This window comes from Aliarcobacter cibarius, assembly GCF_013372265.1.
Taxonomy (GTDB): domain Bacteria; phylum Campylobacterota; class Campylobacteria; order Campylobacterales; family Arcobacteraceae; genus Aliarcobacter; species Aliarcobacter cibarius.
This window is the reverse complement of sequence record NZ_CP054051.1, coordinates 969,583-993,407: the sequence shown is the minus strand read 5'-3', so window position 1 is coordinate 993,407 and position 23,825 is coordinate 969,583. Positions and strand designations below refer to the sequence as shown.

Here is a 23,825-nt window from a genome sequence, read left to right as displayed (position 1 = left end):
AAAAGAGAAATTCCAAAAAGAACTATTTCTCAAATATATCAAACAACATTTCTTTTAAATCTACTTTCATTTCAGGCGATAATGTCTTTTTATTTGAATAAAGATAAAAAGGAACTGTATTTCTCATAGAATATTTTAACCTTTTTCTTAAAGTAGATATTTCATCTATATTTATTAACTCATCTCCATCATACAAATAAAAATCTTTTGAAATTCCCAAATTGAAAGATACTATTTGATACTCAAAAAATAGTTCATCTTCTTCATATTTTTTTATAATATTATCTAAGGCAAATTGTAGTTTGTTTAATCTATTTGGAGTTATATAACCAAAACTTTCTCTAAATTTATATCTCTCTACAGTAGTAAAATCAAGAACTTTATAAAACTCGTTTAAGTTTTTCCAAGGACTTCTAAATCTTCTTTTGCCAAATAAAACTTCTTCAAAACAATACATATATTTCATATCTTCTTTTGATAGAATATCTTTATTTTTTATATCAAAATATCTATTTTTAAATAATGAAATTAACCAATTTTCATCAAGCATTGAAATAGTATCTAACTCTTTTTGTTTATTTATATTTTTAAAATTCCAAAGCATAGAAATTGAATTTGAAAGTTTCTCTTCTTCATTCTCATTTTCAAAATATTTACTAGCTAAATATTGAACTACAGTTTCAAGTAAAGTATCTGTTTTTGCAATTCCATGATTAAAAATAACTTTTTTATAAAGATTAAACCTCATCTCTAACATATGCTCAATATCAATTAAACTCATATCATAAAAACTTAAATAAAAAGCGCAATCTTTTTCTACTAAAACTGCTTGTTTTGTGATTCTAATATGATCATTTGGTCCTGTAATATATCCACTTGCAAGCATATCTCTATTTATATAATCTAATCTATCAGCATCAACTGTGCTATCTATAAAATTATGTAAAACTTTGAAATCAAAATTTTCAAAAGTTTGTTCTTCTAAAATCAAAATAGCCAATCTTTTAATCAGTTTTAAATACTCTTTTTCATACTCTTTAGAAATCAACTCCTCTAACTCATAATCAAAAAGTAGCTTTAAAAGATTTTCTCCTATTGCTTCATGTAAAACATCTTTACCATAATTTGTAATCTCTTCATAATTACTTTTAAATCTCAACTCTTTTTCGAAAAGTTCTTCTTTATTTTCTTTTTTTAATTTTATTTTTTGATAAACTTTTTTTAAAGCATATTCAACTTGATGAGAAAATGGAAGATGCCCAACATCATGAAGCAGAGCAACTATTCTTATAGTTTGTAAAAAAATAGTATAAGTTGCTCTTTGAGATTTTGATTTTGTTGGTATTGTAAATTGATACAATGCTTTATTATCAAAATAATCCATATCATCAAAAGTAAGTTTTAAATTCTCTTCTATAATTATTGCAACTATTGTGTTTTTTAAACTTGATAAGAAATTATTTTTTGTTTTTTTATCAGCATTTAAAAGAGCATTTTTAAACAAAAATGAACTTAAATGCATAGTTCCTAAACTATGAATGAATCTTTTTGTAGTTATTGATGGATATGAAAAATATGCTAGCGCATTTTGAGTGATAAATTGTAATCTATTTACAATCTTTGTTTGAAGAATTTTATCTTCAAGTTTTGTATATTCAATGTGATTGTAAATAGTATCATTTATAAGTCTATTTTGTATATTTAATCCTTTATTGATTTTTGTTTTCAAAAATTCTTTCTGTAAACTCTGCAAACTTACCACGAACCGCTTTTTCAAGCTCTATTGCAAACATTTTAAGTTCACTATGAGTTTGTGAAGTCTGTTTTAAAAGAGTTGTTAAACCATTATTATATTTATTTAAATATAAATTGTCTATTTGTCTATTTGAACCAATAATTATAGCCATACAACTCTCATCTAATCTTGAAAGAATCAATTGAGTAGTTTTTTCACTACTATTTTGCCACTCATCCATAATTACAATTGAACTACTTAAAGTTCGTCCTCTTGCTTCTCCAGGCCATAAAGTCTCCATACAATATTTAGCTTTTAACTCTTCAATCTTTGAAGTTATTGACTCTTGTTTTTCTCTATTTTCGCTCTTTTTTAAATGTTTTTTAGCAATAAATTCTAATGTATCATATAAAGCCATATTATAAATTCTAAATTTTTCATCATTTCCTGCTAAAAATCCAACCTCAGCACCTTTATCCAATGATTCAATAGAATTTCTAACATATACAATTTTGTCATATAATCCTAAATCAATCAATCTCATAGCACTAACAATGGACATCAAAGTTTTTCCGCTTCCAGCTTTTGCATCAATTACAAGTAAATCGTACATATCACTTAAAATTGCTTTGGTAAAAAGTTTTTGTTTTAAATTTACAGGTTTAACATTTAAAGCTTTAAAATCTGTCTCTTTTAAAATATCGATTTTACCATTTGTAATGATTGCATATTCTACATTTCCATCATCACTTTCAAAAGAGTATGAAAAATTCTCAATTTCATGATTTTCATCTATAGATGAGATGTCTTTATTCTCTAAACTATTGAATTTTGAAGAATCTATTTTTAGACTTTTTACAAAATTAAATTTTGGAACAGTTGATTTATCATCGTGTAAAGTTTCTGTTTTAATTCCTTTAAATAATGCAAAAGTTCTAGCATAAACATCTAAAGATAGAAAAATAGTTTTACAACCTTTGTAGTAGTCTTGAGCAATAGAAGCTACTTCGATAATTCTTTTATCATTTGATTCAGAAATATGTATTTGTTCAATTTGCGTTTCATACTTATCTTTTGAGACAATATCAAGATTTAGTTCTTCATCATAAAGTTTTACAACTTTAAATCCAGTTTTATAATCAACCTCTTTTATTTTCATCTTTGCTAATAATCTTGCAAACTCTCTTGAATAGTAACCCAATTCATTAACTAACTTCTTTTTATCCTCTAGTTCAAGAAGTACAGTTTCAGGTATAACAATGTGGTTAGTTTTATTGTCTGATATTTTGTAGAGATTTTGAAGATTTTGTAAGATGATATTTGTATCTAATACATATACTTTTTCTTTCATAACAAAATTATACTCTAGAATAATAACAAAAAAGTTACATTTTTATTAAATTAACTGTCAAATAAAATTATACTTGACAGTTAATTTTTCTAATTTATTTTAATAAATTTATAATATCTGCTTCAATTTCTTTGGGTGTAGTACTTGGAGCATATCTTTTTACAACATTACCATTTTTATCAACTAAAAACTTTGTAAAATTCCATTTTATAGCTTCTGTTCCCAAAACACCTTTTGAATTTTCTTTCAAGAATTTATATAAAGGATGAGTATTTTCACCATTTACATCAATTTTACTAAACATATCAAACTCAACACCATAAGTTAAAGAACAAAACTCTTTAATTTGCTCTTCAGTTCCTGGTTCTTGAGATAAAAACTGATTACATGGAAATCCTAAAACTGCTAAACCTTTATTTGAATGTTTTTTATGTAACTCTTCTAATCCCTCATACTGATTAGTAAAACCACATTTACTAGCAACATTTACAATAAGCATAACTTTGTTTTTATATTTTGACATGCTTACAACTTTACCATTTATATCTTTTACTTCAATATCATATATACTCATACTATTTTCTCCAAATAAAAATGTAATAAAAAACAACGCACTTAATATAATTTTCATAAACAACCTTTCTACTTTTCAGCAAAATATTTCTTTGTTTGAAAATGTCTATATTCAAACATATTTTTAATATCTTTTTTAACCAAAGGTGCCAATATTTTTCCAAATATTCCAAATGGTAACTCAAATTTAATAACATCTTTTAATTCACACTTAGTTTCTTTTTGTGTAAATATATGACTATGTTCCCAATAAGCAAATGGTGATTTAAGAGCTACATCTACTAATAAATTTGGATATTGTAACTTATCTATTTTTACTATCCAATATATTGGTATGAAAGCTCTTGTAGTTTTTAACTTTACTAACTTACCTTCATATGTTTTGTCTTCATAATTAAGAAGTTCTACTTTTGTATGTTTTGGGGTAATTAATTTAATATTATTAGTATCTAGATGAAAGTTAAATAACTCTTCAACTGTACAATCTATTAAACTAGTTTGTTCTAATATATGCACAATTTACCCTCCTATATTTTTATATTTGCAATAAAAGTATTGTAGTAGAAAAAAATATTTTTTGGTAACTATAAAATGTTATTTAAAAACTGTTATTTGTAAGATTACAGTTATTTATTTTCTAGGGATAAAAGTAGATTCTTTACACTTTTTTCTACCATATTAAAAACTTCTATAAAGCCATCAAAACCATTAAAATAGTATGGGTCTGGAACATCTTTCCCACCAAAACCAAAATCTCCCAATTTTACTAAGTTTTTGCATCCCATATTTTTTAAATTATAGTAGTTATTACTATCCAATGCAACGACTAAATCAAATTTATCTATATCACTTTTTAAAAATTGTTTAGCTCTATATTTTGATATATCAATGTTATTATCTCTAGCAACTTTTATAGAGTTCTCACATGGAATTTCTCCTTGATGTTCTTTACTTGTTCCAGCTGAATCAACAAGAAGATTTAAGTTATTATTTTTAATATAATTTTCAGCAACTCCTTTTGCAAGTGGAGAACGACAAATATTTCCAAGACAAACAAATATTATTGATTTCATATTTTTCCTATTAAAAAATTATTTTCTAATTTTACTCTATTTAAAATATGATTTTGTACTTATTGATGTGATAGGGAAGGATTATTTTGTGAGAAATTTTAATTAGTATATAGCCCAAATAGCTATATACTAACTTTTAATTATAAGATTTTAATCTTCATTACTAAACATATTAAAAAATACGTTAGCAATTATCATAAACAATCCTATTACAAAAGCAGCCGTACTGATATAAACAATAGACTCTGTTAAAAAGTGATTTTTTGCAGCATCTCTTCCAATAAGTGGAGCTAAATAGAACATTAAATACCATGCAAATGAGTATAAAGTACCAACACCAATCATTGTCGCACTAAAAGACTTCATACTATCTTTCATTTTTGATACTAAAATAATTAATAACAAAGCTAAAGAATATGCAGCAATACCACTTGAATGGAAGTGCGCTCTTTGAACATATCTCCAAATTTTATCTTTACTTTTGTCGTCATGAACAGTAGGGTTTGCTTGAATATTTTCAGAAATATAATTTTTAAATACTTCCTCTTTTGCTCCAAATACAATTCCTAAACCTGTACCAAAAATTAACGTAAACAAAGTTATTAAAAGACCAACTCTTATAACTTTTAAATCAATATTTAAACCCATTTTGTGACTCCATTTTTTATTTTTGGAAGTCTAAAAAAACAACTTAAATTTTCACTGTAAGATTTGTTGACAATTTCTTTACAATTTAAATTTATTCTATAAATTATCTCATCTCAAATAGTTCTTGATGAAAATCTTCAGGATTTAAACCACTTGAGACAAAATCTTCTCTTAAACTTTGCCCAAATTTAAGTGGTCCACAATACCAAATACTAGAATTTTGCCAATTTGGTACTAACTCTTTAATTTTTTCAGAGCTTAATCTTTCATCAATTTTACTTACAAATAAATGTAAATTAACATTAGAATTTTTTACATCCTCTTTTAAATTTTCTAGAAATTCATCATCAGGTTTAGAAGTAGAATGGAAAAAATGTATAGTTTTATCATTTGGATTTTTTTCAAGATCATTCATTCTTGCAATAAATGGTGTTACCCCTATTCCAGCTCCTATATAAATATGTAATTTTTTATCATCTCCAAAATCAAAACAGCCATAAGGTCCTTCAACTTCTACATTCATTCCTATTTTTAAAGTATCTTTCAATCTACTTGTATGATCACCTAGTGCTTTTGTAATGAAAGTCATTTTTTTATCATTTTTATCCCAAGATGAAGCAATTGTATATGGATGATGTCCCTCTTTTTTATTCGATGTTACAAAAGCAAATTGCCCTGCTTTGTGTCCTTTCCAAGTATCATCTAAAAGTAAAGTCGTTTCTAGTATTTTAAGTTTTGGATATTCAACTAAATCTACTATTTTAGCTTGAGATTTTCTACTATTTCCTATTTTTTTAAATAAAGAAATAAATGCAGCAATAGTCCCAAAAACCATCATTACAATTAGTAGTAACCCGATTGGTTCAGACCAATAACCTATTTTTGTAAGAATAATAGTGTGATAAACCAAAGCTATATAAACCAAAGCAAAAATCTTGTGAGATTTAACAAACCAATGGTATGGAATTTTTTTAATTAAAGCTATAAATATAAGAATAACCATTATATAAAATGCCCATTCTCCAACACTCTCAGAAAGACCTTTTTGAGTTTTAAACCAAGCTTCAATTGTTCCTAATACTTCATTAGATGGTGTTTTTACTGGTTTTTCTAACCAACCCCAACCAACCATCCATTTTGTACCTTTAGCAAACCACCAGTGAAGAACTCCTAATAAGAAAGCTGAAATACCCAACCATTTATGAAGTTTATATATTTTATCTATTCCATCAAAATATGGCTCAATAAATTTTGGACGAAGAGCTAAAATCATTACAATACTCATAAGTATTATTGCTAAGACACCACTATATTGAATAAATACTTTACGAAATGCAAAATATGTAAAAGGCTCTGGATAAAGAGTATCTGCTAGTAACCATAAAATAGTAGGCACTACCAAAATCATTAAAAAGGAGAATTTCATTCGTTTCATCATCTTATTCCCAATAAAGTTATAAATTTATTATATTTAAAATAATAACATTTGCACTTAAATGAAATCTTAATAGTTATTCAAACATTAAGATTTAACTCTTTTATGAACAAAAATTCATATTTAGTTCATTAAGAATTCATATTCAAAGATTAAACTTACCAAAATTAAAAAGGAAAATCTTTGATTTCACACGCTTACAAAGCTCTAATCGCAAACAAGTTAAAAACATTTTTAATCATAATAAGTCTTATATTCTCTATTGTTTCAATATTTTTAATAAGTTCTATTTCAAATGGAGTAATCTCTATGTACTCATCAATGCTAAAAAGTGATGGTGACATAATAATTACTCAAGCAAAAATTTCTGATACATTTTTTTCAAATGTTGATATTAATTTAATTAAAGAAATAGAGTATTTAAAAAATATAAATGAAGCAGGAGCTATGACAGTAGGAGCAAGTCCTGTAGAAAAACTCCCTATTGTAGCTATTTATGGAGTAACTCAAAATAGATTTAAAAATTATAAATTAGAAAAAGGAAAATATCCTTTAAATAATGAAGTTATAGTTGGGAAATCAATTTTTGAACAACTATCAAATAGAAATGAAGTTCAAATTGCAAATAAAACTTTTAAAATTTCTGGTGTTTTTGAAAGTGAAATAGGATTTGAAAATGGTGGAATTGTTTTAAATATATCAGATGCTGGAGAAATTTTCAATAAATCAGCTTCAATGATTTTAGTAAATACAGCTTTAAATTCAGATGTTGAAGAGATTATAAAAGAGATAAAAACTTTATCAAAAGATATTGATGTTAAATCTACTCAAAATTTTGTGGATAACTACAATCAATTTAAAATTATAAAAACATCATCAAATGTTATTTCATTTATAGCTTTTTTCCTTGGATTACTTGGAATTGTAAGCCTTATGAGCATCACAGTAAATCAAAGAAAAAGTGAATTTGGAATCAAAAGAGCTTTGGGTATAAAAACTTCTAAAATTGTATATTCAATAATAATTGAAAGCTTTCTAATCGGAATATTTAGCTTCATTTGTGCATTTATTCTTTCAAATATTGTCTTATTTTTTATAAAAAATATAGATAGTTTACAAGGTTATGTAAATGGAGAAATTAGTTTAGATTTAACTGTTTATATATTCTTAGCCTCTATTCTAATGGCAATTATAGGTTCAATAATTCCTGCATTAAATGCGGCAAAAACAGATCCTGTTCTTTTAATACAAGGAAATAAAATATGATAAAAGTTAAAAATTTAACTCACTATTATAACAATGATAAAGCTCTTGAAAATATAAATTTAGAGATAAATAAAGGTGAATTTGTATGTTTAGTTGGAGAAAGTGGTAGCGGAAAATCTACTCTTTTATCAATAGTTTCAACTCTATTAAAACCAACAAAAGGTGAACTGTTTTTTGAAAATTTAAATTATAAGAATATAAAAGATATTGATGATTTTAGAAAAACAAATATTGGTTTCATCTTTCAATTTCACTATTTAATAAACTATCTAACTGTTAAAGAAAATATAAAAATAGCTAACGAAAAAGCTACAGACAATGAAATTTACAACTTATTAAAAATTTTAAGAATAGACAATCTATCAAATAAATATCCAAATGAGATTTCAGGAGGGCAAAGACAAAGAGTTGCTATTGCTAGGGCTTTAATAAATAAACCAAAGGTAATAATTGCAGATGAACCAACAGGAAATTTAGATTCAAAAAATTCTTTAAATGTTTTTGAAATATTTAAAAAACTAAGTCAAGAGCAAGTTACTATAATAGTGGCAACTCACGATAAAAATTTAGCAAATTTTGCTACAAAAATTTATGAGGTAAAAGATGGAAAAATCAATTAATTTTGAAAACTTTATAAACAAACATTTTAAAATATCTATTGCATTTTTTGCAATTGGACTATTTTTTGGAATTGCCTATTCACTTAATTTATTGGGGTTTGTTATTGATTCACAAACATTAAATCCTGTAAATTTAAGAGCTGTACATATTAGTTTGATGCTTTATGGATTTGTTCCTTTAATGCTTTCATATCTTCCTTTTTTACTTATAAATAAAGAGGTTGGTATCTCTAAAGAGGGATTAAAATATCTAAATATCTACACTCAAATTTGGTATATTTTTCTAATCTTCATGATATTTTCACTACTTTTAGGAAAAAATAGAGGTTTAGCATTTTATGATTTTGCTTATGAACTAAATTTCTTACTAGCATTTGCAGGATTATTTTATATTTTGGCTCTATACAAATTTATAAAACTTTACAAGATACTTCCTTTATGGATAAAAGTATGTTTACAAATTGTAATCATTGCTCCTATTGCTCTTTTAATTTTAATGAATCCAACTATTGGTCAAGTTGAAAGTACAGTAAGTGGTCCTCATGGAGACAACACTTTAGGTATGAGCTTAGCTTTAATTCCTATATATTATTTAATCATAAAGCTTTTAAACATTACAGAGTTTAAAGCTAGATGGAATATTTTATGGATTATTCCAACAATATTTTATTTCTTAACTGTTCTTTATAGAATATTTTTTGAACCTTTAACATACAATCAAGAGTGGTTTGCTCAATATCTAACTCTTTTATATATTCCTCTTTTATATAGATGGTACAAAGATAGTAATATCACAAATGTTGCTAAAAGAACTCTTTTAATTTCAATCTTGGCTTTTTTATTTGTTGACATAGAAGGAAATATTTTATTTATTCCTGAAATTAGATGGTTGTTTCATAGAAATGATTTAATAGTTGCTCATGCTCATGTTGCAATGGGAATTGGAGTATTTTTTATGGTTATAGCTATGTTTATAAACCATATAAAAGAACTTCATGTAGCAAAATTTATAAATATATATTTAGTTGGAATTTTAGGAATATTTTTTGTTCTTTCTATTTCTGGTTTTTCACAAGCTGGATTTACTTCAATATCTACTTATAATTTATGGATATTTAGAACAATATTTGGTTTTGTTGCATTTGGGTTTATATTTGCATTTATTAAATTGAAAACATCTTATTCAAAATTAGGTTTTTATAATTTAATGGGTGTTTTAAGCGATGGATTAGGTGGAATTTTATTAATACTTCTTGCTAGTTTTTTATATCCAATTTTGGGATTTGGTTTTAGTGGAATTTATGAATATGTTGTTTTTACTTTCGTTAGTATGACAGGAATTATTCAATACTTTGCTCTAAAAAATGAAGCTTATGAGAATATTTTAACAAAAATTAGTGTAGTTATTAGAATATTTGCTAGTTCTATGTTTTTTGCCTTATATGCTTCAGGAAAACTTGGAATTGAAGCTCTTTTAATTTCATTTTTCGACCTAACATTTGTTTTCGTTTATTTAATCTTTTTTCAATCAAAGGAGTACTTATGCAAAGATTAATATTGATATTTTTTATAGCTAGTGAGTTGTGTTATTATCTACTTATAGCTCAAACTGGGGTTGTTGAATATTTTTCATCAAACTTGTCTTTAATAGCACCTCTTCCTATTGGTGGAGTGATTGGTTCTTTATTAATTTCATATATAAAAATAAACAATAAAATAACACTATTTTTAATAGCTCAACTTATTTTGAGTTTTATGTATCCAAATTACAATTTTTTGACACTATTTCTCTTAGGCTTCACTGTTGGTAGTATGGCTCCAATGATAATAAATGAAGTTAAAAAAACTTCTTTAATAGAATTAGGTTTTGCTCTAAGTTTATCTTATGTAACAGGAACTATTTTATTTAATTATGAAGTATCTCAAAGAGAAATTATTGCAGTTACACTTACATCAATTACTTTAATTTGTTCGTTATTTTTACCTCAAAATAATCAAGAAGAAAAAAGTTTGATTAGTCCAAATCACTCTTTATTAATAATGGTTTTATGGGTATTTTTAGACTCTTCTTTGTTTGAATCACTTTCAAGAGACTTAGCAGTTTCTATTTGGAGAGGTGGTTTTACTTTTGAAATAGCTTTATTTCATGTTATTGGTTTAGTTTGTGCTTTATATTTTAAAATGGAAAAAAATCAAAATGAATTATTTATATTAATACTTTTTGCTCTTTCATATCTTCTATATTTTTTAAGAGAAGGGTTTATTTTATCACTAGTTTATCCATTTGTAATATCTTATTACAATGTTGTGATTCTTCAATCTATTAGAAAAAAAGATTTTAGAACTATTTCATTATTTATGATATTTATTGGATGGATGGCTTCCGGTACTGGACTTTTAGTAGCATTAACAAATATGATATTTATAGTTCCAATTATAATTTTATTAGCAATCTTTAAAGTAATCAACAAAGAATATACATTAAATAATAAGGAGATTAAATATGTTTAAAAAACTAATTCTTACATTGGCTTTGTGTATTGGTTTATATGCAGAAAATTTATCAGTATCAAGTGGAGCACTTATGGCTCATACTGAGATTTTTGGTGATAGTCAGATTAATCCTATTACTAGAAATTTAAAAGGTGAACTATCGATAGAAAATAGCTTAGAATCAATAAAAGGTAAAATTTATTTTCAAACGATTACTCTTATAAGTGACAAAAAAGATAGAGATGAGCATATGTACAAGCTTTTAAATGTAGATAAATTTGAATCAACATCTTTTGAAATAAAAAGTATTGTAAAAAATGAAATAAATTACGATATAAATGGAGTTATAACACTAAATGGTATTTCAAAAAAGATTACTGTTAAAAGTGATATAAGTGAAAAAAACAATCAAATATATCTTGACGGGAAATTTTCTTTCAATCTTACAGATTTTAATTTAGAACCACCTTCAATGTTATTATTAACAGTTAGAAATCAAATAGATATTACATACAAAATATATCTGAAAAGATAGATTATGTTAAAGATATTTATATTATTGATGATTACTACAAACTTTATATTTGGGGGAAATTTGAAAGTTGGTGATAAATTAAATAATTTTTCTCTAACAGATCAATTTGATGGAATTCATACTATTACTAATAATATTGAAACAATAATTATAACTTTCCAAAAAGAGACTCTTATGATGGTAAATGACTTTTTATCATCAAAGAGTTCACTGTTTTTAAAAGAACATCGTGCGATTTTTATAAACAATATTTCATCAACTCCAACAATTATCACAAAGATGTTTATACTTCCAAAATTAAGAGATTATAAATATGGCATTTTATTAATTTATGATGAAAACAATACAAAATTTGCAAAGCAAGCTGATAAAATAACTACTTACTCTTTAGAAAATGGAATAGTAAAAGATATAAAATTTCTATCATCTGCAAATGAATTAGGTAATTTATTAAAATGAATTTTAAAAATATTTTTCAAACAGTAGAAATAGATATTGAAAATAAAAAATTAAATGATTTAAAAATTCTTCATTTAAGTGATTTACATATAAACAAAAAAACTTCAACTGAAAAAATTGCTAAATTAATTAAGTTTTGTAATGATTTAGAATTTGATTTTTGTGTTATTACTGGTGATATAATTGATACTAAAGTAAAATTTATTAAAGAACAACTATCTATATTAAGTCAATTAAAAAATAAGGTTTTTTATATAAGTGGGAATCATGATCTGTTTTATGGATTAGAAGATTTAAAAAATGAACTTAAAAATTTTATTTTTATGGATAATAAAATTTTTACAATTAATCATAAAAATGAAAATATTTATATTGCTGGACTTCCTGATAGATTTTCAAAATTTTTTAAAATCCAAAGAGAAGAAGAAATAATAGAAAATTATCTAAAACAATCTCCTTCTATTTTTATATCTCATCAACCTAAAGATTATAAGATAGCTACAAAATCAAATTCTAATCTATTTTTATGTGGACATACTCATGGTGGTCAAATTTACCCTTTTCACTATTTTGTAAAACTTGTTCAACCATTTTTATCAGGGCTTTTTTACAGAAAAAATACAGCAATTTATGTAAATAAAGGAATTGGAACTTGGGGTGTTGATTTTAGATATAAAGCAAAAGCAGAAATAACTATTTTGAAATTAATTTCAAAAACAGTAGAATAGTCTTATGAAGATATTAATAATAGAAGATGATTTAAAAATCATAAACTTTTTAAAAAAAGGTTTAGAAGAAGAGTGTTATATAGTAGATTTTGCTACAAATGGAGATGATGGTCTATACCTTGCCAGTGTAAATGAATATAACCTCATCTTGCTTGATATTATGATTCCAATTAAAGATGGAATTGAAGTTTGTAAAAGTTTAAGAAGTTCAAATATTCAAACTCCAATTATTATGTTAACTGCAAAAGATTCAATTGAAGATAAAATAAAAGGTTTAGATATAGGAGCAAATGATTATTTAGCAAAACCTTTTTCTTTTGCTGAACTATTAGCAAGAATTAGAGTTCAATTAAGAACAACAAACTCTTTATCAACAAAGCTTTCAATAGCAGATTTAGAACTTGATTTGTTAAATAAAACAGCAGTTAGAGCAAATAAAAATATACCTCTAACAGCAAAAGAGTTTTCACTCTTAGAATATTTAATTAAAAACAAAAATAGAGTTTTAAGTGAAACAACAATAAATGAAGCCTTATCATCTTTTGAAGATTCAAATATAAGTAATATTGTAAATGTATACATTTATAGACTTAGAAATAAAATAGATAAAGATTTTGATAAAAAGCTTATTAAAACTATAAGAGGAATAGGATTTAAAATTAGTGAAGATTAATTTATCAATAAAAAAAAGACTTTTAGCCTACCATTTTTTAATCCAAATTATTGTTTTAGTAATTTTTTCATTTTCTTTATACAAAGCTATAGAAATTTCAACTATAGATAAACTTGAAGCAACTCTAAAAGTTATAATTCTTGATATAACAGATGATTTACAAGAAAAGAATAAAATTTTAGATGCTCTTTTAGATGAAGAAAAAGAGTACAAATACGAACCACTTTTCATTAGAATTTTAAATGATAAAAACTTTGAAAAAATAATTCAAACAGATAATTTTCCAAAAGATATCATAAATAATGAAAAATATTTATCTAATTTAAAATCAAATACTATAAGCTTTGAAGAGCAAAAAAACTATTTTATAAGTAGAATAAAAATTAATTATCATAATGAACAAACCGTAATTATAGAAGCTATTACAACAAAAGATGTTATAACAACAACTCTAGAAAATCTTCTTTATATACTATATTTTATCTTTCCAATAATTCTGATTTTTGCTGTTATTGGAGGAAATTTCATAATTTATAAATCATTTTATCCTTTTAGAAATATTTTATTTGAATTAAAACAAATAAATGCGAATGATTTATCATCTAGATTAAAACCAAGAGAAATAAAAGATGAAATTTCTGAATTAGTGAATGAAATCAACAATCTTTTATCTAGACTTGAAAACTCTTTTGAAAAAATTTCTCAGTTTAGTTCAGATGCATCTCACGAATTAAAAACACCACTTACAATAATAAAAGGTGAATTAGAAATAGCCTTAAGAAAAGATAGAAGTATAGAAGAATACAAAGAGACTATAAATACATCATTATGTGAACTTTCTGGAATAGAGCAAACAATAAATGATTTATTATTTTTAGCTAAAAATGAAAATGAGATTATTACAGATAGAAAAGAATTTTTTTATCTAGATGAAGTTGTAGATGAATCAATAAATGAACTAAAAAATTTTGCAAAACTTCATAAAGTTGAAATAGTTTTTGAAGTTGAAGATAATTTAGAATTTTTTGGTTTTTCAAATTTATTAAAAATCGCAATAAAAAATGTTTTAAAAAATGCTATTCAATTTAGCTTTGAAAATTCAAAAGTCATAGTTAAAATATTTGAAAAAGATGGATTATTAAATATTTCAATTAAAGATTTTGGAATAGGAATTCCACTTAATGAACAAAAAAATATATTTGAAAAATTTTATAGAACAGATAAAAGTAGAAATAAAAATTCAGGTGGTACAGGACTTGGAATGTCAATTCTAAAAAAAATAGTAGATATTCACAAAGGACAAATAACCATAGAAAGTAAAGAAAATATTGAAACAACAGTGACCATATCATTTAACAAAACTTACACTTAATAGGAATCAACAATGGATCAAATTATATTATCATGGATTCAAGAATACAGTACTTTTATAATTAAATATATAGGTTATTTTTTTGTAATAATTTGGTTTATATTTTGGTTGATTATGTTTTATTGGGGATGTGAAATTACAAAGTTTTGTAAAAATATATATAGAAAATATCGTTTATTTTTTAGAAAACTATTAATTCCTTTCCCAAAAACTAGAGATTTTTTAATACAACGTTTTGATAATAGTAAACTGAGTGGATTAAATTTAACTTTAGCTTCTATTATATTTGTAAGTTTATTTTTTCTACTTTCAGGTGTTACTGAAGAGTTTATTGAACAAGATTTTATTATTCAAATAGACTATTGGGTTGCAAAAAATGTTGCATTAATTAGAACAGAATCAATTGTAAACTTTTTTCATTACATAACTTTATTTGGAAACGGTGAAACTGTTTTTTCTTTATTAACTATAATATCTTTAATAATGATTTTTAAATACAATTATTTTTGGTCAATGCCCTTAATAATAAGTGTTTTTGGAGCTATATCTAATGTATGGCTATCAAAATATTTTTTCCTACGTTCACGTCCAGTTGAGGCAATCTTTTTTGAACACACTCCCTCTTTTCCAAGTGGACATGCAGCTGTTAGCATAGCATTTTATGCTTTATTATTTTATATATGGTGGAGACGTCAAACTAGTTGTAACATTCGTATTATAATAACTTTTTTAGGTAGTACTTTTGCATTATTGTTAGCATCTAGTCGTATTATTATTGGTGTTCATTATATAACAGACGTAATGGCAGGATTATTACTTGGTGCTTTATGGTTTGTAATTGCAGTTAGCTTATATGAATGGTTAAATTACAAAAAATATATTAAATTAAAGTAAAAATTATGAAAAATCAATCAATATGGAAAAAACTAAAATTTGCATTTAATGGAATTGTTTATGCTACTAAAAATGAACATAATATGCAAAGACATTTAATTTCAGCTCTAATAGTAATATGCTTATTCTCATATTTTAAAATTTCCATTTTTTGGTGGGCTTTGATAATTTTATGTATAGGATTGATTATTGCTTCAGAATTGTTAAATTCTGCAATTGAAGCTTTAATTGACTATTTACACCCTGAATTACATGAAAAAATTGGTAAAATAAAAGACATGCTAGCAGGAATGGTACTAATTTTAAGTATTACGGCTGCAATAATCGGATTTTTGGCTATTTTATCTGTATTAAGCACATAAAAGTCAATCACTAGAGGTGTCAACTGAGGTATCGGTTTTAATAAAAGTGTCTATAAGTCTTTTATAAAGAAAGTGCCGGGTAGAGGAATCGAAATAAATTCTATTACACAGTTACTTGTTTTAAATAAATTTTAGATAACCACTGCATATATCGGAGTATTCGGACAGGAATGCCGGAGTTCAACCGGACACTTTTGCAATGAGATTTTCTAGGGTGTAATTATAACACAATGTGTCCGGTTGAATTAATTATTTTCAAATTTTTGATTCAAATTTGAGTATTTTGGTCTTAAAGAATCACCTTCAATTTCAATTCTATGAGATGGTATCTCTCTTAGAACTTTAAATAGAAGAATAGATGAAAAATCAGCACTTCCAAGCTACTCTAAACAAGGAGGCCTTGTCCTCTTTCCTCTTGAAAATCTAGCAAAATATATAACAGCTCTTGGAAAGCTATAAAATATAGTTTTCAAAAGCTGCTATAGAATCTATTGCAAAATCAGGTGCAAATTTTAAATAATGTTTTATTGTAGTTTCAATATTAGTAGAGATTTCACATCAATGTTTCCACCCATTTCACAAATAAGTTTCCACTTGTTTCACTAACTTGTTTCCACCTATTTCACTTTTATGTTTCCATTTTTTGAAACATTTGTGAAATAAATTTGGAAATTTTGTTGGCGAAATAATTTTTACAAGTCTCAAGAGATAAACTAACTCCAAAAATATTATTTTGGAGTAAATTATGGAGAAACTTAGTATGGGTAAATGGCAATTTACAAGTAAAAAGCCAATAAAAAGAGCTTATGAGAGAAAAGATAGCGCAACAAAAGCTTGGTTAGAAGAAATATATCCAAAAATAAAAAAAGAAGCAAAAAAAGATAATGCAGATATATGGTGGTGTGATGAGACAGCTTGTCAAAATCTAGCAAATAATCTTAAAGGATATGCTCCTATTGGTACATATAATAAACCAGTATTAGAACATACTGCAAAAAAATTTAAGATAAATATGATTAGTGCAATAACAAATACAGGCAAATCTATGTTTAGTCTATATGATGAATCTATAAAGATTGATAGTTTTATAGAATTTTGTAAAAAAGTTATCGATTCAAATAGTGGTAAAAAAGTATTTTTAATTGTAGATAACCTAAGAGTTCATCATGCAAAGATAGTAAAAGCATGGGAAGAAGAGAATAAAGATAAAATAAAACTATTTTATCTTCCAGCTTATTCACCTGATTATAATCCAGATGAATATCTAAATCAAGATTATAAACAAAGTGCTAATAAATATGAATTGCCAACAACACAAAAAGAACTAAGAAATAATACTGAAAAATATATGCTGTCAATTCAAAATAATCCACAAAAAGTAGCTAACTTTTTTAAACATCCAAAGGTTCAGTATGCTGGTTGATTTTTGGGTATTTAGTTAGGGGAGTAATAGTGATTTTCTAGATAAACTAGAGTTTGATGTGTCGTTATCTTCACTATTCAACTGTTTTTTTAGTAATACTTTTTTAGCTTTTGTTATATTAAATCCATCAGATTTTGTACCAACTTTTTCATCTACAACTTTACCATTTTTACGATATCTTATGTAGTAAGTTGTATCTTTGATTCTTTCTCTTTTATACACACCTGGTGTGCCAGTTTTTTCTAATGCCATGATGCCTTTTATTTTCCCAACGAATTTCCCAACAATATTGGCATAAATTGACATAAAAAGTATTTAAAATGATTTTATTTTAGTTTTTAAATTTTATTTTGTAGATTGAAATTAATTGGCATTTGTTTTGTTTTTTTGTAGATAAAGTACTATTTAATGGTAATTTTAAAAATAATATTATGGCGAGAAGGTAGAGGAATTGAACCTCTCTCGGCGTTTACACAAAAACCGACAATCAGGGTTGAAGCCTGTGGTGCTCACCAGATACACATACCTTCCATAAAGGATAAAATAGTATAATAGTTCTCTTTAAACAACTATTAAAAGGTTTATTATATGTTATTAAAATCCATTCCAAAGGTTGATAGGTTTATCACAAACATAGCTTTTGAAGGGTTAGCAAAATCGTTAATCACTAAAATATCTAAAGAAAAAATATCAAATTTAAGAGAAAATATTTTACAAAACAAAATACTTAGTTTTGATGAAAATTTACTAATAAAAGATGTTATTGATGAATATAAAAATATTACATCTTCTTCTTTAAAACCTCTAATAAATGCAACTGGTATAATAGTTCACACAAATTTAGGAAGAAGTTTACTTCATAAAGAAACTCTAGAAAAAGCATTTAATATAGCTACTTCTTACAATAATTTAGAATATGATTTACAAAAAGGACAAAGAGGTGAAAGATATGAGCACATCACAAAAAGTTTAAAAGAACTTTTAGATTGTGAAGATGCTTTAGTAGTAAATAACAATGCAAGTGCTGTTTTTTTAATCTTAAATACATTTTGTAAGAATAAAGAAGTTGTTGTAAGCCGAGGAGAACTTGTAGAAATTGGTGGAAGTTTTAGAGTTCCTGAAGTTATGAATCAAAGTGGTGCAATATTAAAAGAGATTGGAACTACAAATAAAACTCATCTAAGAGACTATGAAAATGCCATTTGTGAAAAAACTTCTATGCTTATGAAAGTACATAAATCAAATTATGAAATAGTTGGATTTTCAAGTGAAGTAAAATTTGAAGATATATCAAATCTTGCAAAACAACATAATCTAATAGACTATTATGATATGGGAAGTGGTCATATTGATGAACTTCCTTATGGATTAGGAAAAAATGAACCAAGTATTAAAGAACTTATGAAACAAAATCCTAGTTTACTCAGTTTTTCAGGAGATAAACTTTTAGGAAGTGTTCAAGCGGGAATTATCATAGGGAAAAAAGAACTAATATCAAAAATAAAAAAGAATCAACTTTTAAGAATGCTAAGAGTTGATAAAATAACTCTAGCACTTTTAGAAGAGAGTATTAATTTATATCTAAAAAATGAACTTGATAAAATTCCAACATTAAAAATGCTAAATACAAGTATAGAGATGCTAGAAAATAGAGCAAAAAAAGTTCAAAAATCTTTAGAAAATATTTTAAAAACAGAAGTTTTAAATACTAATACATTAGTTGGTGGAGGAACAACTCCAAATAGGAAAATTCCAACTGTTGCACTAAGTTTAGAATTTAAAGATTTTAAAGCAAATAAAATTGAAAAAATTTTAAGAGATAATTTAATTATAAGTCGAATTGAAAATGATAAAGTTTTACTTGATTTTAGAACAATTTTAGAAGAAGATTTAGAAAAACTAGAAAATATTTTAAAAGAGATTTTTAAAAATGGCTAATATCATAATAGGAACAGCAGGTCATATAGACCATGGTAAAACAGCACTTATTCATGCCTTAAATGGTTTTGAAGGTGATAGCACAAATGAAGAAAAGCAAAGAGGAATAACAATAGATTTGAGTTTTTCTAATCTATCTTTTGGTCAAAGAAATATAGCTTTTATAGACGTACCAGGGCACGAAAAACTTATAAAAAACATGATTGCTGGAGCTTTTGGATTTGATTATGTAATGCTTGTAATTAGTGCAAAAGAAGGAATTATGCCCCAAACTATTGAGCATATTCAAATCTTAGAACTTTTAGGAGTAAAAAATCTAATTATTGTTATCACGAAAAAAGATTTGGTAGATGAAAATTTTCTAGAAGAACAAGAGAAATCCATCCTAGACTATTTAAAATCTTACAATTTTGATATAAAATTTATAAAAAGAGTATCAGTTTATGATGAAAATTCTATAAATGATTTAAAAAATGCACTTTTTTCTATAAATAGTAATCAAAAAGAGTCTGAAAACTTTTTTAGATTTTATATAGATAGAGTATTTAGTGTAAAAGGTATTGGTACAGTAGTTACTGGTACTGTTTTAGGTAAAAAAATAGAATTAGAAGAGAAAGTATTTTTACCACATTTACAAAAAGAGACAAAAATAAAAAATATTCAAGTACATAACCAAAATGTACTTGAAGCAAATATCTCCAATAGAGCCGCTTTAAATCTTTCAAATATTGACAAAGATCTTTTAAAAAGAGGTAATATTATCTCTAAAAAAGGATTTTTAAGAGGATTTAACTCTATTGATATTAGCTTTAATTGTCTAAAAGATAAAAAATTAAATCACAATCAAATTTATACACTATTTATTGGTGCAAAAAAATTAGATGTTAAAGTTTTACTTTTTGATAGCTTAACTACTCTTGAGAAAGGGTTTGCAACAATAAAAGCAGATGAAAATATTTACTCTATTTTTGGTGAAAAATTAATTTTAAGAAATCAAAACGAAACAATTGCTGGAGGAATTGTATTAAATCCAATAATTGATCCTATGAATAAAAATCAAAAAACAAGATTACTTTCAAATCTTGCAAAAAAAGATTTTAATGAAGCATTTAAAGTTCTTTTAGAAGCTCATAAAAAAGGTTTAGGAGTAATATCATCAACTCAAAGATTTGCTCTAAGCCACGAAGAAGCTTTAGATTTTGCAAAAAATTTAGAAGATGTTTTTATAGATGAAAAAGAGCTTGTTATTTATCCAAACTCTACAAAAAACGAAATAGAAATCTTTATAAAAAATATATATAATAAAAATCAATATGCTCTTCTTTCAGCTTCATCAATAGCTCTTAGAGCAACATGGGCAAGCCTTGGATTTATTCAAGAAGCTTTAAGTGATTTAGTAAAAATTGGATTTCTAATAAAAGAAGAAAACTTATACAAAAGTGCAAATATAAAAAAAGATATAAAAAAAGATTTAGAAGATATCTTTTTAAATAGATTAAAAAGTGAAGATTTAACTCCAACTGCTCCATATAATATCTATGATGATCTTGATATTGATAGAAAATTAGGAGATGATATTTTAAAATCACTAACAGCTAAAAAACAAGTTATTAGACTACAACACAATCTTTTTATTCACTTTGAAAGCTTGAATAAAGCTGTTAAAACAATGAAAGATATAATAAAAAAAGATGGATTTATAGAGATTTTCAACTTCAAACAAAGATATGATTTAAGTAGAAAATATCTAGTAGCTTACTTGGATTATTTAGATAATTTTTCGGATATAAAAAAAGTTGAGAATAGAAGAGTATTTGCCTAGATGACATTAACGCAAGAGCAAGAAAATATTGTAAATAGCTCTTTGGAGTCATTTAAAATCAATGCTGTAGCTGGTAGTGGAAAAACAACTACCCTACTTTTATATGCACAAAAAAATCCTCACTTAAGAATACTTTACCTTGCTTATAATAAATCTTTGCAAATTGCTATATTAGATAAATTAAAAGATTTTAAACTTAACAATTTAAGCACAAGTACAATTCATTCATTAGCCTATAATAAAACTAGAGCTTATAACTATCAACTAACAAATGAACTAAAGGCACATATTTTAGATAGATTTCTTAGTTATTACGAACTTGATATCAACCAAAAAACATTTTATGCTTCAAATTTATATTTAGCTGTTCTAAAAGACTTTATAAACTTTTATTGCAACTCTAGTTTAATTGCTATTGATGAAAAACTTCTTGATAGTTTCATAAAACAAAGTGATTTTGAAGCACAATATTTGGAGCTAATTAACAAAGAAAAAAAACAGCTTCTAGTACATTTAAAAGCAGTTTTGAGTGCAATGAAAAAAGGTCAACTTGAAGCAACTCATGATTTTTATTTAAAAATGTATTATCTAAGTAAAAATTTAAGCAAAGATATTGATTATGATTTAATCTTAATAGACGAAGCGCAAGATATAAGTGATGTAATGATTGCTATAGTTGAAAATTTTGAGAAAAAACGAATATATGTGGGTGATAGTTTTCAACAAATCTATAGTTTCAGATACGCTTCAAATGCACTAAATAAGATAAATCTTCCATCATATAGCCTAACAACAAGTTTTAGATTTTCAAATTCTTATGCTAAAACTCTTCAAGCATTACTAAATAAAGCTTATGCTTTAAATGGTAAACATGAACTTATCTTAAATGGGATAGATTGCAGTACAAAAATTGGTTCAGAATTTATAGATTTTAAAAAACCCTTTACAATAATTTCCAGAACATCATTTGCTTTAATAGCTGAAATTGTGAAATATATTCATGATAAAAAGAAAATATATTTTGAAGGTGGTTACTCCTCTTATTCATTCATGAATCAAACAGTTTACTCTATTTTTTATCTAAAAAATAGAAAAAATGAAAAAATAACAGTAGATGAACTTAAAAATTTTGGCTCAATATATGAGCTAGAAACTTTTGCAAAAGAGACAAAAAACCAGGAATATTTAAACATAATAAAATTTATAAATACTTATGGAGATAATATTTTTGAAATAAACAAAAAAATAAAAGACTTAGTAACCACAATAAAAGAAGAAGCTGATATTATATTTACAACCACTCATAAAGCAAAAGGCATGGAATACAATCAAGTAATTATGACTGATGATTTTATTACGAAAAAAGATATATTAAATACAAAAAAATCTTTAAGTTTCAATCAAATAAATGAAGAATTAAATATATATTATGTAGCTAGCACAAGAGCAAAAAGTGCCATATCTTTGGCATCATTGGAGTAATATGAAAAAATTATTAATTTTTGTAACTGTTTTATTGCTAACGATTTCAGTAATATTTATTTTAAAAAAAGAGAATAGAAACTTTAATTTTTCATACTATTTTTGGGAAAATAACTACAATTTAGAACAAGATACAAATGATAAACTTTATATAAAAGCTTTAGATATTAAATACTCAAATAAACTAGAAATCATAGAAACAAACTTTATAAAATCTGCTCCAAAAGATTTCATTCCTGTTGTTTTTATTACAAATAAAACTCTACAAAATCTTGATTATAAAGTTATCTCAGATCAGATAATAAATCTTGTAAAAAAATTTAATTTCAATGAAATCCAAATAGATTGTGATTGGAGTGACAGTACTAAAAACAATTATTTTTTACTTTTAAAAGAATTAAAAAATAATTTAAATAAAAATATAAGTGCAACAATTAGACTACATCAAATTAAATATTTTAATAAAACTGGTGTTCCTCCTGTTGATTATGGAGTTTTAATGTACTACAATATGTCATCTTTAGGTGATTTTAATACAAAAAATTATATTTTAGATAATAATGAAGCAAAAAAATATCACTATAACTTCGAAAATTATCCATTAAAACTCAAACTTGCACTTCCACTTTATTCACAAGCCGTTCAATTTAGAGACAAAAAAGCTATAAACTTATTTGAAAATGTAGAACAAATAGACTTTAATGAAGAGTTCGAGAAATTAGATGAAAATAAATATAAAGTATTAAAAAGTCACTATTTCAAAGGGAAATATATATATGAAGGTGATATTTTAAGATTTGAAAATGTTAATGAAAAAGAACTAAAAATAGCATTTGATGATTTTTTTGAATTAAGTAAAAATAGTTTTGATGAAGTGATTTTTTATACAATTAAATACAAAACTAAGTATAATTTAGAAAATTTATTGAAAAACTAGGATATT

General features: G+C 24.9%; 24 protein-coding genes and 1 tRNA gene. 16 read left to right on the top strand and 9 right to left on the bottom strand.

Going from position 1 to position 23,825, the window contains the following annotated elements; translation table 11 throughout:
• Window positions 1-22: 22 nt before the first annotated feature.
• The 7 genes from ACBT_RS04935 to ACBT_RS04905 form a co-directional block, all read right to left on the bottom strand.
• Window positions 23-1,729, bottom strand: a complete 1,707-nt coding sequence (locus ACBT_RS04935; RefSeq protein ID WP_228130286.1) for an HD domain-containing protein — start codon at window positions 1,727-1,729, stop codon at window positions 23-25.
• Window positions 1,710-3,086, bottom strand: coding sequence for a PhoH family protein (locus tag ACBT_RS04930; protein WP_024774776.1), 1,377 nt, complete (start codon window positions 3,084-3,086; stop codon window positions 1,710-1,712). The genes ACBT_RS04935 and ACBT_RS04930 overlap by 20 nt, the downstream gene beginning before the upstream one ends.
• Before the next feature lie 94 nt (window positions 3,087-3,180).
• Window positions 3,181-3,660: a glutathione peroxidase gene (locus tag ACBT_RS04925; RefSeq protein ID WP_024774775.1), complete on the bottom strand. Its 480-nt coding sequence runs from the start codon at window positions 3,658-3,660 to the stop codon at window positions 3,181-3,183.
• Window positions 3,661-3,728: 68 nt separating this feature from the next.
• Window positions 3,729-4,175 carry an SRPBCC family protein gene (locus tag ACBT_RS04920; protein ID WP_024774774.1) on the bottom strand — a complete coding sequence of 149 codons (447 nt, stop codon included), beginning with the start codon at window positions 4,173-4,175 and terminating at the stop codon, window positions 3,729-3,731.
• 110 nt (window positions 4,176-4,285) lie between these two features.
• Window positions 4,286-4,732, bottom strand: coding sequence for a low molecular weight protein-tyrosine-phosphatase (locus ACBT_RS04915; RefSeq protein WP_024774773.1), 447 nt, complete (start codon window positions 4,730-4,732; stop codon window positions 4,286-4,288).
• 150 nt (window positions 4,733-4,882) lie between these two features.
• Entirely contained in the window at window positions 4,883-5,380 is a 498-nt protein-coding gene (locus ACBT_RS04910; protein WP_024774772.1) for a hypothetical protein, read from the bottom strand.
• 103 nt (window positions 5,381-5,483) lie between these two features.
• Window positions 5,484-6,818: a ferredoxin reductase family protein gene (locus tag ACBT_RS04905; RefSeq protein ID WP_201768305.1), complete on the bottom strand. Its 1,335-nt coding sequence runs from the start codon at window positions 6,816-6,818 to the stop codon at window positions 5,484-5,486.
• A gap of 180 nt (window positions 6,819-6,998) precedes the next feature.
• Here ACBT_RS04905 and ACBT_RS04900 point away from each other — a divergent pair, with 180 nt between their 5' ends.
• From ACBT_RS04900 to ACBT_RS04845, 12 genes are all read left to right on the top strand, one after another.
• Entirely contained in the window at window positions 6,999-8,081 is a 1,083-nt protein-coding gene (locus ACBT_RS04900; RefSeq protein WP_024774770.1) for an ABC transporter permease, read from the top strand.
• The gene (locus ACBT_RS04895; protein ID WP_024774769.1) at window positions 8,078-8,701 is read left to right on the top strand and encodes an ABC transporter ATP-binding protein; all 624 of its coding nucleotides are present in this window, start codon (window positions 8,078-8,080) and stop codon (window positions 8,699-8,701) included. The genes ACBT_RS04900 and ACBT_RS04895 overlap by 4 nt, the downstream gene beginning before the upstream one ends.
• Window positions 8,685-10,256 carry a hypothetical protein gene (locus ACBT_RS04890; protein WP_024774768.1) on the top strand — a complete coding sequence of 524 codons (1,572 nt, stop codon included), beginning with the start codon at window positions 8,685-8,687 and terminating at the stop codon, window positions 10,254-10,256. Before ACBT_RS04895 ends, ACBT_RS04890 begins: the two co-directional genes overlap by 17 nt.
• Window positions 10,244-11,212 carry a hypothetical protein gene (locus ACBT_RS04885; RefSeq protein WP_024774767.1) on the top strand — a complete coding sequence of 323 codons (969 nt, stop codon included), beginning with the start codon at window positions 10,244-10,246 and terminating at the stop codon, window positions 11,210-11,212. The genes ACBT_RS04890 and ACBT_RS04885 overlap by 13 nt, the downstream gene beginning before the upstream one ends.
• Window positions 11,205-11,729, top strand: a complete 525-nt coding sequence (locus ACBT_RS04880) for a YceI family protein (RefSeq protein WP_024774766.1) — start codon at window positions 11,205-11,207, stop codon at window positions 11,727-11,729. Before ACBT_RS04885 ends, ACBT_RS04880 begins: the two co-directional genes overlap by 8 nt.
• A gap of 3 nt (window positions 11,730-11,732) precedes the next feature.
• Window positions 11,733-12,188, top strand: coding sequence for a hypothetical protein (locus tag ACBT_RS04875; RefSeq protein ID WP_024774765.1), 456 nt, complete (start codon window positions 11,733-11,735; stop codon window positions 12,186-12,188).
• Window positions 12,185-12,916 carry a metallophosphoesterase gene (locus ACBT_RS04870; protein WP_024774764.1) on the top strand — a complete coding sequence of 244 codons (732 nt, stop codon included), beginning with the start codon at window positions 12,185-12,187 and terminating at the stop codon, window positions 12,914-12,916. The genes ACBT_RS04875 and ACBT_RS04870 overlap by 4 nt, the downstream gene beginning before the upstream one ends.
• 4 nt (window positions 12,917-12,920) lie before the next feature.
• Window positions 12,921-13,589, top strand: coding sequence for a response regulator (locus ACBT_RS04865; protein ID WP_024774763.1), 669 nt, complete (start codon window positions 12,921-12,923; stop codon window positions 13,587-13,589).
• The gene (locus tag ACBT_RS04860; protein ID WP_024774762.1) at window positions 13,579-14,961 is read left to right on the top strand and encodes a sensor histidine kinase; all 1,383 of its coding nucleotides are present in this window, start codon (window positions 13,579-13,581) and stop codon (window positions 14,959-14,961) included. The genes ACBT_RS04865 and ACBT_RS04860 overlap by 11 nt, the downstream gene beginning before the upstream one ends.
• Window positions 14,962-14,973: 12 nt before the next feature.
• Window positions 14,974-15,855 (top strand): phosphatase PAP2 family protein, encoded by an 882-nt coding sequence (locus tag ACBT_RS04855; RefSeq protein ID WP_024774761.1) that lies wholly within the window; start codon window positions 14,974-14,976, stop codon window positions 15,853-15,855.
• A 5-nt stretch (window positions 15,856-15,860) separates the two neighbouring features.
• Window positions 15,861-16,217 (top strand): diacylglycerol kinase, encoded by a 357-nt coding sequence (locus tag ACBT_RS04850; protein ID WP_024774760.1) that lies wholly within the window; start codon window positions 15,861-15,863, stop codon window positions 16,215-16,217.
• Between the two features lie 745 nt (window positions 16,218-16,962).
• Entirely contained in the window at window positions 16,963-17,640 is a 678-nt protein-coding gene (locus ACBT_RS04845) for an IS630 family transposase (RefSeq protein ID WP_024774759.1), read from the top strand.
• Window positions 17,641-17,655: 15 nt separating this feature from the next.
• Here ACBT_RS04845 and ACBT_RS04840 read toward each other — a convergent pair whose 3' ends face one another.
• Both ACBT_RS04840 and ACBT_RS04835 read right to left on the bottom strand, forming a co-directional pair.
• Complete coding sequence (locus ACBT_RS04840) at window positions 17,656-17,946, bottom strand: hypothetical protein (RefSeq protein WP_138154195.1); 291 nt, start codon at window positions 17,944-17,946, stop codon at window positions 17,656-17,658.
• Window positions 17,947-18,072: 126 nt separating this feature from the next.
• Window positions 18,073-18,171 (bottom strand) — tRNA-Sec (locus ACBT_RS04835).
• Between the two features lie 57 nt (window positions 18,172-18,228).
• Here ACBT_RS04835 and selA point away from each other — a divergent pair.
• Genes selA through ACBT_RS04815 form a run of 4 tightly spaced genes read left to right on the top strand, consistent with a single transcriptional unit; the run spans window position 18,229 to window position 23,819 of the window.
• Window positions 18,229-19,578, top strand: coding sequence for an L-seryl-tRNA(Sec) selenium transferase (gene selA / locus ACBT_RS04830; RefSeq protein ID WP_024775242.1), 1,350 nt, complete (start codon window positions 18,229-18,231; stop codon window positions 19,576-19,578).
• Window positions 19,571-21,400, top strand: a complete 1,830-nt coding sequence (selB, locus tag ACBT_RS04825; protein ID WP_024775243.1) for a selenocysteine-specific translation elongation factor — start codon at window positions 19,571-19,573, stop codon at window positions 21,398-21,400. Before selA ends, selB begins: the two co-directional genes overlap by 8 nt.
• The gene (locus ACBT_RS04820; protein ID WP_024775244.1) at window positions 21,401-22,882 is read left to right on the top strand and encodes a UvrD-helicase domain-containing protein; all 1,482 of its coding nucleotides are present in this window, start codon (window positions 21,401-21,403) and stop codon (window positions 22,880-22,882) included. It begins immediately after the preceding gene.
• Between the two features lies 1 nt (window position 22,883).
• Window positions 22,884-23,819, top strand: coding sequence for a hypothetical protein (locus ACBT_RS04815; protein WP_024775245.1), 936 nt, complete (start codon window positions 22,884-22,886; stop codon window positions 23,817-23,819).
• Window positions 23,820-23,825 lie beyond the last annotated feature (6 nt).